The following is a 15422-nucleotide window of genomic DNA, read 5'->3' as shown; positions in this document are numbered from 1 at the left end:
TGCGCGGGGCCACGATTGCGGTCCGGAGCCTTCGCTCCGGACTGCCCCGTCGTCATCTTCGTCCGCCTTCGGCTCCCTTCAGATTCCCTCGGGCTTATCGACGCCCCGCGCACCCCGGGCCGCCACCGCACCGGACTCTGGCAATTCAAGTCTTTAGGCCGCTGGGACGACCAGCGTGCTTGGCATTTTTGCGCCGTGATGTTCAAGCTAGAAGCATCTTGCGGTGCCCGTCTCCGATCGGCCGCGCGGGCGGCCTCCGGAGACTTACGCAGCGTCTTGCGGCGTAGCGATGACGCTTCGCGTGTGGCTGCTTCTGCTCTAGGTATCTGACACCCGGGTGAGATTCGCCTCATAACAAGTGCGTCTCTCGAGGGTGTCAGACACCAGCAGCGGCAGACGCTATCGGCAGGTTCAGGCAGCGACGGCAATAATCGTCAATTGAACTCCAGTGCCCGATGGGCGGCGCGTACGGGTCGGCAAGTTGTGGCTGAACGTCGACGCGCCGCCCATCACCGCCCCTCCCCCCGTGACGGCGGGCCATTAGCAAACCAATCTCCGCTAGCGCGAAGCGACCACCGCCACGACGCCCCACCGGCCCAATGCCGGGTTGCCGCCGTCCGGGCGGCAGCAACCCGGCGGCCCCGCAGATCCCCTTCCCTGACCACAGGTCTTACTGCGCCCCATACCAAAGACCCTCGTAGCACGGCGTCGTGGTCACCGGGGAGGCGAGCGCCGTCGATGCGCCCGAGGGAATCTGAAGGCAGTCGCCGAAGGCGACAACGAAGATGACGACGGGGCAGTCCGGAGCGAAGGCTCCGGACCGCAATCGTGGGCGATCGCCTCCCCGGTGACCGCGGCGTCGGGCGACCTACGAAGACTATCGCCACGAAGCCCGGTATCAGACACTTAACGTAGCCTTCCTCAGCCGAGACAACCCTTCAATTCACCTTAGCCCCAGACACCTCAACCGCCCTCTTCCAAGTCCCCAACTCCCGCTCGATATGCGCCCCAAACTCCCCAGGCGTAGACCCCACCACCTCATACCCATACCCCGCCAACTGCCCCTTCAACGCAGGCACTGCCACCGCCTCCGCAATTCCCTTGCTGACTGCATCAACCACGGCCCCCGGCGTGCCCGCCGGCGCCAATATTCCGTACCAGCCGTTGACGACGAAGTTGGGAACGGTTTCGGCGACGGTCGGGACGTCGGGCAGAAGCGGAGACCGGTGTTCGCCGGTGACGGCGATTGCTTTCAATTTGCCGGCCTGCACTTGCGGCAGCGAGGTCGAGATGCTGTCGAACATCAAGGACACTTCGCCGCCGAGCAGTGCAACGACCGCAGGACCGCTGCCTTTGTACGGCACGTGCATCATGTCGGCGCCGGTCTGGTGTTTGAACATCTCGGCGGCCAGGTGGCTGGTGTTGCCGTTGCCGGCGGACGCGAAGCTCAGCTTGCCGGGGTTGGCCTTGCCGTAGGCGATGAGTTCGCTGACGGTGTTGGCGGGCGTGGCGAGCGGGGCGGCGACGAGCATGGGTAGTGTGGCGACGAGGGAGACCGGCGCGAAGTCCTTGCGGGTGTCGTAGGGCAGCGAGGGATAAAGGCTGGGGTTGATGGTGTGGGCGGCCAGCACCATGAGGAGCGTGTAGCCGTCGGGCTTGGCGCGCGCGAGTTGGGCGGATGCGATGGCGCCGCCTGCGCCGGGCTTGTATTCGAGGACGACCGGCTGGCCCCACTTCTTCTGGAGTTCTGCGCCCAGCGGGCGCGCGAGCATGTCTGCGCTGCCGCCCGGCGGGTACGGGATCAGCAAGGTGATGGGCTTGTCCGGATAGGTTGGCGCGGCGTGCGCGACGGCGCTGGCGCCTAGACACAGCACGCTTGCCGACGCGGCTGCCAGGATTGAACGGATCATCGGTAGCTCCTTTGCCCGGCGCGGGGCGGACGTGGGTCATCATCAGGGCGGCAGGAACGGCTGCGCCTGCCAGTCGTTTGCGCACATCTCGGCGTGGCTGCGCAAGCCGGTCGCTTACGCACATCGCGACGCGCCCCGCGCAGAATCCCGCTTATGTGTGTCGCGGCGCGTCTGCGTCAGCGGGTCGATTGCGCGTATCGCGGCACGCCCGTGTCATCCACGACGATCGTTCGCGGCGATTGTGGAAAGTGCAACGGCGCGTCGGTGACTGACCGCAGGAAGTCTTCGGTCACGCCCGCCTTCATCGCGTGCACCTCCAAACCCACAGGCATGACGTCGATGACGGCAAGGTCCGTATAGATGCGCGACACCACGCCTTTGCCGGTGAGCGGATAGGTGCATTGCCGCAGGATCTTGGGCGTGCCGTCGCGGCCGCGGTGTTCCATGGTGACCAGGACCTGCTTGGCGCCAACGGCCAGGTCCATTGCGCCGCCGACGGCGGGGATGGCGTCCGGGGCGTCGGTTTTCCAGTTGGCCAGGTCACCGCGTTCGGACACCTGGAAGGCGCCCAGGACCGCGTAGTCCAGGTGGCCGCCGCGCATCATGGCGAAAGAGACAGTGTGTTCGGTGATGGACGCGCCTTGCAGCAGGGTGATGGGCTGGCGGCTGGCGTTGATGAGGTCGGGGTCGATGTCGTTGCCGGTGGCGGCAGGGCCCATGCCGAGAATGCCGTTTTCGCTGTGCAGCAGGATTTCGCGGCCGCGTGGCAGGTAGTCGCCGACGAGGGTCGGCATGCCGATCCCGAGGTTGACGATGGCGCCGTCGGGAATGTCGCTGGCCAGAAGCTGGGCGATCTGCTGGCGGGTCAGGCCGATGATGTCTTGCATGTCAGGCCTCCACGCGCACGACGGATTTCACGAAGATGCCCTGCGTCATGATCTGTTCGGGCACCAGCGCGCCCAGCGGCACGATCTCGTCGACCTGCGCGATGGCGTGTCCCGCGGCCATGCACATGACGGGATTGAAGTTGCGCGCGGCGTGCCGGTACATGAGGTTGCCCCAGCGGTCGCCCAGGTGCGCGCGGATGAGGGCGTAGTCGGCGCGCAGGGGCTGCTCGAGCACATAGCCGATGCCGTCGATGACTTCCTGGCGCCGTCCCTCGGCCAGTTCAGTGCCGTAGCCGGTGGGCGTGTAGAACGGACCGAGTCCAGCGCCGGCGGCGCGCAGCCGTTCTGCCAGGGTGCCTTGGGGCACGCATTCCAGTTCGACCTCGCCTGCGCGGTAGGCGCGCGCGAAAGCCTCGGAGTTGGGTGGGCGCGGGTGCGAACAGATGATCTTGCGGACCTGCTTGCGCACCAGCAGCGCGGCGATGCCGCGTTCGAAAGTGCCGGCGTTGTTGGAGATGATGGTGAGGTTGCGCCGGTCCAGTTCGGCCAGGCAGTGCAGCAGTTCGTAGGGCACGCCAGCTTCGCCGAAGCCGCCCACCAGCACGGATGCGCCATCGGGAATGACGGCCACGGCCTGCGCCATGGATTCCTGAATCTTGTCGATCACTTATTGCTCCTGCACGAGACCCGCGGCGTCCACGATGCTTTTCCAGCGGGCGCGTTCCTGGTCGATGAAAGCCGCGAACTCCGCGGGCGTGTTGCCGCCGGCCTGGCCACCCATGGCCTTGAAGCGCTCGCTGATCTCGGGGCTGCGCACCACGTCGCGCGTGGCGGCGTAGAGCTTGTCGATGGCGTCCTGCGGCGTGCCCGCGGGCGCGACCAGGCCGAACCACGCGGTGACCACCATGTCCTTGACGCCGGCCTCGGCCATGGTCGGCACGTCGGGCAATTCGGCGAGGCGCTTGTCGCTGGTGACGGCCAGCGCGCGCAGCTTGCCGGCCTGGATGTACGGCATGGAGCTGGGCAGGTTGTCGATCATGAAGGTGAACTGCTGGCCGAGCAGCGCGGCCACGGCGGGGCCGGCGCCCTTGTAGGCGACGTGCGTGCCAGGGATGCCGGCGCGCTGCTTGAACATTTCGGCGGACAGGTGCGGCGACTGGCCCGCGCCGGAGCTGCCGAAGGAGACCTTGGTGGGGTCCTGCCTGACCTGCGCCAGTAGATCCGCGACGCTGCGGGCGGGCGAGGCTTCGTTGACGACGAGGACGTTGGGCACCGAGATCACGAGCGTCACCGGCGCGAAGTCGGCGGGTTTGTAGGGCAGCGTCTTGTAGAGCGCGTAGTTGATGGCGTTGGGGCCGATGTTGCCCATCAGCAGCGTGTAGCCGTCGGGCTTGGCGCGCGCCAGCGCCTGCGCGCCGATGATGCCGGCGGCGCCGGCGCGGTTTTCCACGATGACCTGCTGGCCGAGCTTGGCGGACAGCTTGTCGGCGATGAGGCGTGCCGAGATGTCGGTGGTGCCGCCCGGCGCGGCCGGGATGATGAGGGTGATGGGCCGTTCAGGCCAGGCCGCCTGCGCCGGGTTCGCGATGGCGATGGCCATCGCGCCGGCCGCCAGCCAGCGATGCGCACACATCATGCTTGTCTCCCTGCGTGACCATTGATTGGTCAACTCGTGAGCACGAGTGTGGGCGCGGGGGTGGCAATTGCCTATTCCGGAATCCGGAGGTGTGGGTTCGCCTGGGCTGAAGTACGCATTCTGGCCGACGCGATTTCAATGCCGCGGGCGCCACGATGGCCTTGCCGGCCAACGCTGCGGCGGCCGGCCGGCGTGTTCAGTGGCGGCCGCCGGGCGTCGGGTATTACGCCCCCGCGCGCTCCCAGCGCCGCTGGATGGCCTTGGCCGCGACCACGCCGTCCGCCATCGACGTCACCACGCAGGGGTGCATGCGGTGCGCGACCTCGCCGATGGCGTAAATGTCGGGCACGCTGGTCTCGGCGGTGGCGAAGTCGGTGCGGATGTAGCCGCGCTCGTCGCGCGCGAGCCTCAGGTCGTCGGCAAACGCGGCCTGTGGTTCCCAGCCGTAGAAGACGAGGATCAGGTCGTACTGCCGGCCGTCCACGCTGCGGGTGGCCGGGTCGACCTTGTAGGGTCCGATGTGCACGCCTTCGGTACCGGCGCGCGTCACCCATTGCTGTTGGGCGCGCACACTGCGGGCGTAGAGATGGACATTGCGCGCGCCGCGGTTGCGCACGTAGACGTAGTTTTCGAAGGCGTTGTCGCCCCCGCCCAGCACCGCGACCGACAGGCCGGAATAGTCCTGCGCCACGATGGGTGAGCCGGGGCCGATCAGCACGCCCGGCCAGGACGCGCCCGGCGGGTGGTCGGGCAGTCCCTTGGCGCGCACGCCGGAGGCAATGACCAGAGTGCGGGCGCGGGCCAGGGTTTCCTGGCCGTCCGGACCGGCGAGCGTGGCCTCGATGCCGCCCTTGCAGGGCCGCACGCCGGTGACCCGGGTTTCCAGCCGTACCGGCACATCGGCGGCGCGCACGCTGGTGTCGATGTTGGCGGCCACCTGCTGGCCGGTCACGCCGGGCAACACGGCGATCCAGTCGTCGGCGAACGGGTTGTCATTGCCCAGCCCGCCCAGACGGGCGCTGGCCTCGACCAGCAACGGCGACAGGCCCAGGCGGGCCAGCCAGAGGGCGCAGGAGGCGCCGGCCGGGCCGCCGCCTACAATGACCGAATCGTGCATCTGTTGCATTTCACCCCTTATTGACTGCGCCGGCGCCTCGCGGGCGCCCGGACATGGCCGAATTGTAGCCAGCGCGTCCCCCCATCCGCCGCCGCCTTACAATTCGGGCTATTCCACCCAGGTTTTCATCATGCCCACTCGCCGCATCATTCTTTCCGGCCTTGCGCTCGACGCCCGCATCGGCATCCTCGAACACGAGCGCCGCGCCACCCAGCCCCTGCACGTCGATGCCGAATTCGACGTCGACATCCAGCGTTCGGTGGACGACCACGATATCCACAGCGTGCTGGACTACCGCCGGCTGCGCGAGGCCATCGTCGAGGAATGCACGCAGGCGCATGTGAACCTGATCGAAACCCTGTCCGAACAAGTGGCGGCGCGCCTCCTGGCGGACTTCCAGGAAATCCGCGCGCTGCGCTTGCGCATCAGCAAGCCCATGGCCTTCTCCGACTGTGCGGCGGTGGGCGTGGAAATCCAGATCAATCGCTGACATGAACGATATCGCTCCCCCCGGCGTGCAATTTCGCACGCCCGCCGACGAAAAGGCACGCCACGAAGGCAACAAGCTGACCAAGCGGCTGGCGCGCGAGACCACGCGCGCCTTGTCCGACTACAACATGATCGAGGAAGGCGACCGCGTGATGGTCTGCCTGTCCGGCGGCAAGGATTCCTATGCCATGCTGGACATCCTGCTGCAGCTCCAGAAGCGCGCGCCGTTCAAGTTTGAACTGATCGCGGTGAACCTGGACCAGAAGCAGCCGGGCTTTCCTGACCACATCCTGCCGCAGTACCTGAAGGAACTGGGCGTTCCCTTCCACATCGAGACGCAGGACACGTATTCGATCGTGACGCGCGTGCTGGAAGAGGGCAAGACGATGTGCTCGCTCTGTTCGCGGCTGCGTCGCGGCATTCTGTACCGCGTCGCATCGGAACTGGGCGCCACGAAGATCGCGCTGGGCCATCATCGCGACGACATCCTGGCCACGTTCTTCCTGAACCTGTTCTATGGCGGCAAGGCCAAGGGCATGCCGCCCAAGCTGGTGTCCGACGACGGCCGCCACACGGTGATCCGCCCGCTCGCGTACGTTGTCGAGTCCGACCTGATCGCCTACGCCGAACTCAAGCAGTTCCCGATCATTCCGTGCAATCTCTGCGGCTCGCAAGAGAACCTGAAGCGCAAGGAAGTGGGCCGCATGATCAAGGAGTGGGACAAGCAGCACCCGGGCCGGTCGTGGAACGTGTTCAATGCGCTGTCGCGTGTGGTGCCTTCGCATCTGATGGACCGCGACCTGTTCGATTTCGTCGGCTTGAAGCCCACGGGCGTGCCGGATGCCAACGGCGACACGGCGTTTGATACGGTCGATCCCACGGACGAGTCGGACGATGCGTGCGGCGATACGCCGCCGGCGTTGGAGCCGGGCGCGATCATCGAGAAGAAAGTGGTGTTCTCGCGCGGGTGATGCGCCGCGTGCAACGCGACCATCCCAAATGAAAATGGGGCTGCGATAGGCAGCCCCATTTTTTTGCTCGGGCGCAATCAGGCGTTCAACACCCGGATCGGCGAGCCCGCTGCCCACGCCTTTACGGCTTCCAGGCAGTTCTGGTAGAAGGCCTCGAAGTTTTCGCGGCTGACGTAACCCAGGTGCGGGGTCAGGATCACGTTGTCCAGGTCGCGCACGCTGTCGGTGGGCGACAGCGGCTCTTCGGGATACACATCCAGCCCCGCGCCGGCGATGCGGAACTTGATCAATGCGTCCATCAGCGCTTCCTGATCGACAAGTCCGGCGCGCGAGGTATTGACCAGATACGCGGTCGGTTTCATCGAGGCCAGCGCGGTGGCGTCGACCACGTTGCGGCTGCGATCGGACAGGATCAGGTGCAGGCTCACCACGTCGGACGTGGAAAAGAGTTCGTGCTTGTCCACGCGCGTGACGCCGGCGGCCTCGGCGCGCTCGTCGGTCAGGTTGGGGCTCCAGGCCACCACGTCCATGCCGAAGGCCAGACCCACCTTGGCCACCGCGGCGCCCAGCTTGCCCAGGCCCACCACGCCCAGGCGCTTGCCGGCCAGCGGCTCGGGCATGGCCGTCTGCCACATGCCGCGGCGCATGGCGGCGTCTTCGGCGGGCAGGTGCTTGAAGAGACCCAGGATGTGCGCCCAGGCCAGTTCCGCCGTGGCGGTGTTGGCGTCGGCACTGCCGGGCGCGCCGGACACGACGATGCCCTGCTCAGCGCAGGCCTGCATGTCGATGGCGTTGTTGCGCATGCCGGTCGTGACCAGGAGGCGCAGCTTGGGCAGCGCGCGGATGCGCTCGGCGGGAAATGGCGTGCGCTCGCGCATGGCGACGATCACGTCGAAGGGCTCGAGCGAGGCCTCGACCTGGTCGTCGGGAATGAAGTTGTTGAAGATCTGCACCTCGGCGTCACCGCCCAGCGAGGTCCAGTCCGCATAGCGCCGGGCTACGTCGTGGTAATCGTCGAGTATTGCGATTTTCAAGTCTTGTCTCCGGGAGGGATGGCGCTTGCCGCGCCCCCCCTTTCCCGGGCCGGCGCGACGCACGCCGGTCAGTTCAAACGGGCCTTGAGCTGGTCCAGCGGCAGCGCGCCGCTGATGCGCGAGCCGTCGGCAAAGAACAGCGTCGGCGTGCCGCGCACCATCAGTTGCTGGCCAAGCTCGAGCAGCTTGTCTTCAGGCACGTCGCAATTGGCGTTGGGCGGCGTCTTGCCGCGCAGCATCCAGTCGTCCCAGGTCTTGCCCTGGTCTTTGGCGCACCAGACATTGCGCACCTTGACCTTGGAGTCCGGCGACAGGATGGGGTAGAGGAAGGTGTAGACGGTCAGGTTGTCCACATCTTCAAGCGTCTTGCGCAACTGCTTGCAATAGCCGCAGTTGGGATCTTCGAAGATCGCGACCTTGCGCGAGCCGTCGCCCTTGACCTGCTTGATCGCCAGGTCCAGCGGCAGCTGGTCGAACGTGACGGCGCTGAGCTTTTCCTGGGATTCGCGGGTGACGTCGCGGCGCGTCGCGGCGTCGATCAGCGGTCCTTCCATGACCCACGTCACGCCTTCGTCGGTGTAGATCAGGTCCATGCCGAGCTGCACTTCAAACAGGCCATAAGGCGTGCGGCGCACGGTCGTGACGTTCATGCCGGAGAAGCGTTGCTGAAAGCGTTCCTTGACGGCGGCCGACTGCGGATCGAGTTCGGTGGTGGAGACGCTTTTTTCGCCCTTGGCCGCCTGACCCACGGACTGCGTGGAGACGGATTTTGCGCCCTGCGCATGTGCCGTGGCGGACAAGCCGATACCCGCGGCGAGGAAACAGGCCGCCAGCGTGGCGGGAATGCGGAATTTCATCGGTACTCCTGGTCTTGTCAGTCGTGTGCTCAGCCGGAAAGCGTAACCGATCCGGGTCGGGCGGCCGCGGCAGGCGGCGGGTGGGCGGATTCGTATCAGACGGGCGCCGGCCGCCGCAGGTTCCGCCCGGCGCCGGCGTCGGGCCGAATCGGGCCAGGTTTGGCCGAATCGGACCGAATCGGGGCCGGGTTTGGCCGAGTTGGCCCGGGTTGGGCCGGGTCAGCCCTAATTGGCCGACGCCCCCGCGATCAGCCGGCGCTTGATCAGGGGCGCGCCCTCGACCCAGTGCATGCCGGCGTTGCGCAGCCAGACGAGCGGCGTCGCCTTCGATCCGAACAGCTTGTGCAGCCCGTCGGTCGCCAGCCGCATGGCCAGGACCGGTTCGGCGCGCGCCCGCTGGTAGCGGTGCAGCACGCGCAGGTCGCCGGCCTGCCGGTAGGGTTCGCGCTCGGCGACGATGCGGGCCAGCGCCTCGACGTCGCCCAGCCCCAGGTTCAGGCCCTGCCCCGCCAGCGGGTGCAGGCGGTGCGCGGCGTCTCCGGCCAGCGCGATGCCGGGCGCCACCATCTGGGCGCGCTCCAGCGTCAGCGGAAAACCGTGCAGCTTGCTGCGGACCTTCAGGCGGCCCAGCCGCCCTTCGGCAGCCTCGGCCAGCAGCGCTTCCAGGCGGGCGGTTTGCGCTTCCTGCGGCAGGTCCAGCAGTTGCTGGGCCAGCTCGCTGCGCATGGACCACACCATCGAAACCTGGGGGCCGTCCGCGGTATCGGGCAGCGGCAGCAACGCCAGCACGCCGTCGTCGCGAAACCATTGGATCGCCGTGCCCTGGTGCGGCAGTTCCGCGTCCAGATGCACGACGAGTCCGGTGTCGTTGTAGGACTGGGCTTCGTGCTTCAGCCCGGCCGCCTCGCGCAGCGGCGAGGCCGCGCCATCGGCGCCGACGAAGAGTTCGGCCTGGATGCGGGCGCCGCCTTCGGTGTCGATCGCGCCGTTCTGGTAGCCGGTGCAGCGGTCTTCCAGCCACGCGATGCCGAACATGCGCACGGCCTGGATCAGGACGCGCTCGATCTCGCCGGATTCGACGATCCAGGCCAGTTGCGGCAGCGCGGCCTGCCAGGCATTGAGGTTGACCTGGCCGTCCGCGTCGCCGTGGATTTCCATGGCCTGCACCGGCATCAGCCGCGACGCGGGCATGGCGTCCCACACGCCGATGTCGGCCAGGAAGCGCTGGCTGGCCGGCGAAATGGCGTAGACGCGGGGATGATAGCGGTTGGGATCGGCGGGCGGCACGGCGGCGCGCGGCGCCAGGACGGCCACGCGCTGGCCGCGGCGGGCCAGCGCAAGGGCGGTGGACAGGCCGACGATGCCGGCCCCGCAAACTACGATCTGATGGCTCATCGTGCGGAAGGCTCCCCGGCCTGTTTGGGCCACAGCAGCCACATCTGGCCGCGTTGCTTCATGCGGCCGGCCTGCTGACCGGCTTCTTCGCCGTAACCCCAGTAGAAGTCGGCGCGGGCCGCGCCCCGGATGGCGGTGCCGGTGTCCTGGGCGAACACCAGGCGCTGCAAGGGCCGGTCCGACGCGGGATAGGTGGTGGACAGGAACAGCGGCGTGCCGAGCGGCACGAAGGTCGCATCCACCGCCACCGAGCGCCGCGGCGCCAGCGGGATGGCATAAGCGCCCTTGGGGCCTTGTTCAGGATCCACGACCGCCTCTTCGCGGAAGAAAACCACGGCCGGATTGGCGTTGAGCATTTCCTGGACACGCTTGGGATTGCGCTGCGCCCAGGCCCGGATGTTCTGCATGGACGCCTGGTCGGCGGTGAGTTCGCCGCGGTCGATCAGCCAGCGGCCGATGGACACGTAGGGCTGGCCGTTGTGGTCGGCGTAGGCGACGCGGATGGTCTTGCCGGCGTCGGGTCCGTCGGTCAGCTGTACGCGCCCGGACCCCTGGACCTGCAGGAAGAAGTTGTCCACGGGGTCGTCCACCCAGACCACCACGGGCGGGCGTCGGCCGGACGACGATTCGATGGCGGCGCGCGTGTCGTACGGCACGACGCGCTTGCCGTCGAGCTTGCCGCGCACGCGCTTGCCGGCCAGGTCGGGGTAGATGGAACCCAGGTCAATCGTCAGCAGGTCGGCGGGCACCGCGTACAGCGGCCATTGGTAGACACCGCCCTGGCGGCGCGAGCCGCGCACCAGGGGTTCGTAGTAGCCCGTCACCGTATTGGTGGCCGGCTTGCCGTCGGCCGCATTCAGGCGCCACGGTTGCAGGTAGGTCTGCAGGAAGCGGCGCACGCCTTCGGCGTCGCCAGCGGCGGGCGCGCGGGCCGGGTCGATGGCCGCGGCGCAGACCGGCTGCCAGGCGCGCGGCGTGGCGCGCGCGGGCGCGGCCAGGTTGCCGCTGGTGGGCCGCATCAGCCCTTTGCAATTGCGCAGGAACAGGGGCCAGAACTGCGACAGGTCGTCGGCGCTCCAGCCGGGCAGCTCAGACCAGTTGGCCGGCTTCAACTTGCCGGCCAGCGCGCGCGGCGGGGTGTCGGGCAACGAACCCAGCGGCGGCACGACGAGCGGGCCGTCGGCCGCGGGCGTGCGAGCACCGGGCGTAGCCGGCAGGCCGGATCCGGAATCAGGGGGAATATCGGAGGGGGTGGAACATGCCGCCAGCAGGATCGACAGCACGGACAGGCTAAGAATGCGCTTCATGTGCAGAGGGAAAAACGTGCAACGGAAGGCCGGACCATACTCAGTGCAAGGTGCGCGGCATGGCCAGGACGAATTCGGAGATCGGCACCTCGAACGGAATGCCGTTCTCGCCGACGCAGTGATAGATGCCGCGCATCGTGCCCACCGGCGTGGGCAGGGGACAGCCGCTGGTGTATTCGAAGGTCTCGCCCGGGGCCAGGAGGGGCTGCTGCCCCACGATGCCCAGGCCGCGCACTTCCTGCACGCGCTGGTTGCCGTCGGTGATGATCCAGTGGCGGCTGATCACCTGCGCGGGATGTTCGCCGGTATTGGTGATGCGGACGGTGTAGGCGAACACGAATTGCTGTTCGCCGGGGTCGGACTGTTCGGGCACGAAGCGCGGAGAGACAGAGACGCTCAGGTCGTAAGGTTTCACAGTCCTTCCCTGTGTGGCTGCACGCGGGCGGCGGAACATGGGCGCCCACGCTTGAAAGACGGAATTTCAGGCGCGCCAGCCGGGGCATACCCGCTGCGGCGCCTCAAACTGCAATAATGGCACATTATGCCCTCCCCGACCCCGAACATCATGTCCAAGCAAACGGCCTCCACCCGCATTACTCCCAGCATCCTGTCGGCTGACTTCGCCCGGCTGGGCGAGGAAGTCCGCAACGTCGTCGCCGCGGGCGCCGACTGGATCCACGTGGACGTGATGGACAACCACTATGTCCCCAACCTGACGATCGGCCCGATGGTCTGTGCCGCGATCCGCCCCCACGTCGAGGTGCCGATCGACGTGCACCTGATGGTCGAGCCCGTGGACGCGCTGGTGCCGCAGTTCGCCAAGGCCGGCGCCGACTACATCAGCTTCCACCCCGACGCCAGCGCCCACGTGGACCGCACGCTGTCCCTGATCCGCGAAAGCGGCTGCAAGGCCGGTCTGGTCTTCAATCCCGCCACGCCGCTGTCCTACATGGACTACGTGATGGACAAGATCGACCTGGTGCTCATCATGTCGGTGAACCCGGGCTTTGGCGGCCAGAGCTTCATTCCGGCGGCGCTGACCAAGCTGCGCGAGGCCCGCGCCCGCATCGACGCGTGGATGCAGGCCGGCGGCCAGGAGATCGTTCTGCAGGTGGACGGCGGCGTCAAGATCGACAACATCGCCGAGATCCGCGCCGCGGGCGCGGACACGTTCGTGGCCGGCTCGGCCATCTTCGGCAAGCCGGATTACGCCGGCATCATCAAGGCCATGCGCGACCAGATCGCCATCGGCGAAACCACCGCTGTCTAAGGAACCCGACATGACCGCTTTTCGCGCCGCGCTGCTGGACCTGGACGGTACCCTGCTCGACTCCATTCCCGATCTGGCCTTTGCCGCCAACGCCATGCGTGTTGAACTTGGCATGATCGCGCTGCGCGAGGACGTGGTCGCCACGTTCGTCGGCAAGGGCGTGGACAACCTGGTGCGGCGCAGCCTGGCCGGTTCGCTCGATGCCGCCGACCCGGCCCCCGACGAATTCCAGCGCGCCCGCGAGGCTTTCTACCGCCACTACCACCTGGTCAACGGCGAGCGCGCGCAGGTCTACCCGGGCGTGATCGAAGGCCTGAAACTCATGCGCGACCAGGGCCTGAAGCTGGCCGTGGTCACCAACAAGCCCACGGAATTCACCTTGCCGCTCTTGCAGCGCACGGGGCTGGCGGGCTTTTTCGAGGCCGTGGTGTGCGGCGACACCTGCGAGCGCCGCAAGCCCGATCCCGACCAGATCCACCATGCGTGCGACCTGATGGGCGTGGGCGTGAACGAGGCCGTGACGATCGGCGATTCCATCAATGACGCGCAGGCGGGCCGCAGCGCCGGCACGCAGGTCCTAGTGGTGCCATATGGCTACAACGAAGGACGTGACGTGCGCGAGCTGGATGTCGATGGTATAGTTGACACGCTTGTTGACGCCGCCCAGTGGGTCGCGCTCTGGAATCAAAACCAGAACGCAGCAAAAGTCCCCGCTTGAAGCACGTCGCAACCCAGGCAAGAATTCACTACCGCGCATCACTTCCGCGTACTTCATTACCGAACCGCTAAATGAACGTTTCCATCCAGAACCAAATGCTCGGCGCCTCGTGGCGTTGGTGGCGTTTGTCTTCCGGGTGGCGATGATTCCCCTTCCCGGCCCTAGACGCGACCTTGCCGCCTAGCGCCGACACTGTGTAAACAGCGCCCAACCCGGAACCAGTCAACTGGACCGGGTTTTTTGTTGCGTGCCCGGTCCGAAAGCAGACACCGCTTACGAGACCCGACATGACCGAAATCGAATTCAAGGCCCTAGCGGCACAAGGCTACAACCGCATTCCGCTGGTGGCCGAGACCTACGCCGACCTGGACACCCCGCTTGGCATCTACCTGAAACTGGCGCACTCCGGTCCCCTGGCCGGCCGCATGACCTGCCTGATGGAATCCGTGGTGGGCGGCGAGCGCTTCGGCCGCTATTCGTTCATCGGCCTGCCGGCGCGCACCGTGATCCGCGCCAGCGGCACGCGCACCGAAGTGCTGCACGACGGCAAGGTCGCCGAGACGCACGACGGCGATCCGCTGGCCTTCATCGAGCAATACCAGAGCCGCTTCAAGGTCGCGCTGCGCCCGGGCATGCCGCGCTTCTGCGGCGGTCTGGCCGGTTACTTCGGCTACGACACCGTGCGCCACATCGAGCCGTGCCTGGGTCCCGCGGTCAAGCCGTTCCCGGCCGGCATGGAAGGCGGCACGCCCGACCTGATGCTGATGCACGTGGACGAACTGGTCATCGTCGACAACCTGGCCGGCCGTATCTACCTGATGGTCTATGCCGACCCCAGCCAGCCCGAGGCCTACAGCCGCGCGCAGCAGCGCCTGACCGACCTGCGCGCGCGTCTGCGCCGCCCCGTGGAGATTCCGTACAGCCACGCCAGCATGCAGACCGAGGAACGGCGCGATTTCAAGAAAGAGGACTACCTGGCGGCCGTGTTGCGCGCCAAGGAACATATCGCCGCCGGCGACCTGATGCAGGTGCAGATCGGCCAGGTCATCGCCAAGCCCTTCCGCGATTCGCCGCTGTCCCTTTACCGCGCCCTGCGGTCGCTCAATCCCTCCCCCTACATGTACTTCTGGAACTTCGGTGATTTCCAGGTGGTGGGCGCATCGCCCGAGATCCTGGTGCGCCAGGAACGCACCGTGGAAAACGGCGAGCCGAAGTCGCAGATCACGATCCGTCCGCTGGCCGGCACCCGCAAGCGTGGCGGCACGCCTGAGGAAGACGCGGCGCTGGCGGCCGAACTGAAGGCCGATCCCAAGGAGATCGCCGAACACGTCATGCTGATCGACCTGGCGCGCAACGACGTGGGCCGCGTCGCGCAGGTGGGCTCGGTGAAGGTAAGCGACACCATGGTGATCGAGCGCTACTCGCATGTGATGCACCTGGTGTCCAACGTGACCGGCACCCTGAATCCCGGCATGAGCAGCATGGATGTGCTGCGCGCCTCGTTCCCGGCCGGTACGCTGACCGGCGCGCCAAAGGTCGAGGCCATGAAGATCATCGACGAACTGGAACCCGTGCGCCGCGGCATCTACGGCGGCGCGGCCGGCTACCTGAGCTACGGCGGCGAGATGGACGTGGCCATTGCCATCCGCACCGGCGTCATCAAGGACGGCACGCTGTACGTGCAGGCGGCCGCCGGCATCGTGGCCGATTCGAACCCCGAAGCCGAATGGGCCGAGACCGAAGCCAAGGCGCGCGCCGTGCTGCGCGCGGCCGAGCAGGTGCAGCACGGCCTGGACGAACCCATCTGAGGCCCCGGCCACACCGAATTACC

The 15422-nt window shown here is 67.2% G+C and carries 15 protein-coding genes; 5 read left to right on the top strand and 10 right to left on the bottom strand.

What is annotated here, in order from left to right; genetic code table 11:
* Positions 1-938: 938 nt before the first annotated feature.
* From AB3147_RS01985 to AB3147_RS01965, 5 genes are all read right to left on the bottom strand, one after another.
* Complete coding sequence (locus tag AB3147_RS01985) at positions 939-1910, bottom strand: Bug family tripartite tricarboxylate transporter substrate binding protein (protein ID WP_343739190.1); 972 nt, start codon at positions 1908-1910, stop codon at positions 939-941.
* A gap of 176 nt (positions 1911-2086) precedes the next feature.
* Positions 2087-2797, bottom strand: coding sequence for a 3-oxoacid CoA-transferase subunit B (locus AB3147_RS01980; protein ID WP_367351335.1), 711 nt, complete (start codon positions 2795-2797; stop codon positions 2087-2089).
* 1 nt (position 2798) lies between these two features.
* A complete protein-coding gene (locus tag AB3147_RS01975) occupies positions 2799-3464 on the bottom strand; it encodes a 3-oxoacid CoA-transferase subunit A (protein WP_175123712.1) in 666 nt (221 codons plus the stop codon).
* Positions 3465-4433 carry a Bug family tripartite tricarboxylate transporter substrate binding protein gene (locus tag AB3147_RS01970; protein ID WP_175139583.1) on the bottom strand — a complete coding sequence of 323 codons (969 nt, stop codon included), beginning with the start codon at positions 4431-4433 and terminating at the stop codon, positions 3465-3467. It abuts the gene before it with no gap.
* A gap of 223 nt (positions 4434-4656) precedes the next feature.
* Positions 4657-5559, bottom strand: coding sequence for an NAD(P)/FAD-dependent oxidoreductase (locus AB3147_RS01965; RefSeq protein ID WP_175123714.1), 903 nt, complete (start codon positions 5557-5559; stop codon positions 4657-4659).
* A gap of 121 nt (positions 5560-5680) precedes the next feature.
* Here AB3147_RS01965 and folB point away from each other — a divergent pair, with 121 nt between their 5' ends.
* Positions 5681-6040, top strand: coding sequence for a dihydroneopterin aldolase (gene folB / locus AB3147_RS01960; protein ID WP_056565007.1), 360 nt, complete (start codon positions 5681-5683; stop codon positions 6038-6040).
* A 1-nt stretch (position 6041) separates the two neighbouring features.
* The gene (ttcA, locus tag AB3147_RS01955; protein WP_191576457.1) at positions 6042-7010 is read left to right on the top strand and encodes a tRNA 2-thiocytidine(32) synthetase TtcA; all 969 of its coding nucleotides are present in this window, start codon (positions 6042-6044) and stop codon (positions 7008-7010) included.
* A 77-nt stretch (positions 7011-7087) separates the two neighbouring features.
* On the opposite strand, the gene AB3147_RS01950 is transcribed toward ttcA, so the two are convergent.
* The 5 genes from AB3147_RS01950 to apaG form a co-directional block, all read right to left on the bottom strand.
* Positions 7088-8044, bottom strand: coding sequence for a D-2-hydroxyacid dehydrogenase family protein (locus AB3147_RS01950; protein ID WP_367351334.1), 957 nt, complete (start codon positions 8042-8044; stop codon positions 7088-7090).
* Positions 8045-8112: 68 nt separating this feature from the next.
* The gene (locus AB3147_RS01945; protein WP_175123717.1) at positions 8113-8901 is read right to left on the bottom strand and encodes a DsbC family protein; all 789 of its coding nucleotides are present in this window, start codon (positions 8899-8901) and stop codon (positions 8113-8115) included.
* Between the two features lie 225 nt (positions 8902-9126).
* The gene (locus AB3147_RS01940; protein WP_367351333.1) at positions 9127-10296 is read right to left on the bottom strand and encodes a UbiH/UbiF family hydroxylase; all 1170 of its coding nucleotides are present in this window, start codon (positions 10294-10296) and stop codon (positions 9127-9129) included.
* Positions 10293-11603, bottom strand: a complete 1311-nt coding sequence (gene mltA, locus AB3147_RS01935) for a murein transglycosylase A (RefSeq protein WP_175123719.1) — start codon at positions 11601-11603, stop codon at positions 10293-10295. Before mltA ends, AB3147_RS01940 begins: the two co-directional genes overlap by 4 nt.
* A gap of 40 nt (positions 11604-11643) precedes the next feature.
* A complete protein-coding gene (apaG, locus tag AB3147_RS01930) occupies positions 11644-12018 on the bottom strand; it encodes a Co2+/Mg2+ efflux protein ApaG (RefSeq protein ID WP_056319266.1) in 375 nt (124 codons plus the stop codon).
* A gap of 126 nt (positions 12019-12144) precedes the next feature.
* Here apaG and rpe point away from each other — a divergent pair, with 126 nt between their 5' ends.
* From rpe to trpE, 3 genes are all read left to right on the top strand, one after another.
* Complete coding sequence (gene rpe, locus AB3147_RS01925; protein ID WP_056565028.1) at positions 12145-12873, top strand: ribulose-phosphate 3-epimerase; 729 nt, start codon at positions 12145-12147, stop codon at positions 12871-12873.
* Positions 12874-12883: 10 nt separating this feature from the next.
* On the top strand, positions 12884-13591 hold the full coding sequence (locus AB3147_RS01920; protein WP_056319270.1) for a phosphoglycolate phosphatase: 708 nt from the start codon (positions 12884-12886) through the stop codon (positions 13589-13591).
* A gap of 287 nt (positions 13592-13878) precedes the next feature.
* Entirely contained in the window at positions 13879-15399 is a 1521-nt protein-coding gene (gene trpE, locus AB3147_RS01915) for an anthranilate synthase component I (protein ID WP_056565035.1), read from the top strand.
* Positions 15400-15422: the final 23 nt, after the last annotated feature.

The sequence above is a fragment of the Achromobacter animicus genome (genome assembly GCF_040775605.1).
Lineage (GTDB): Bacteria > Pseudomonadota > Gammaproteobacteria > Burkholderiales > Burkholderiaceae_B > Achromobacter > Achromobacter animicus.
The sequence above is the reverse complement of the archived record's forward strand: the minus strand, read 5'-3'. Positions and strand labels throughout refer to the sequence as shown.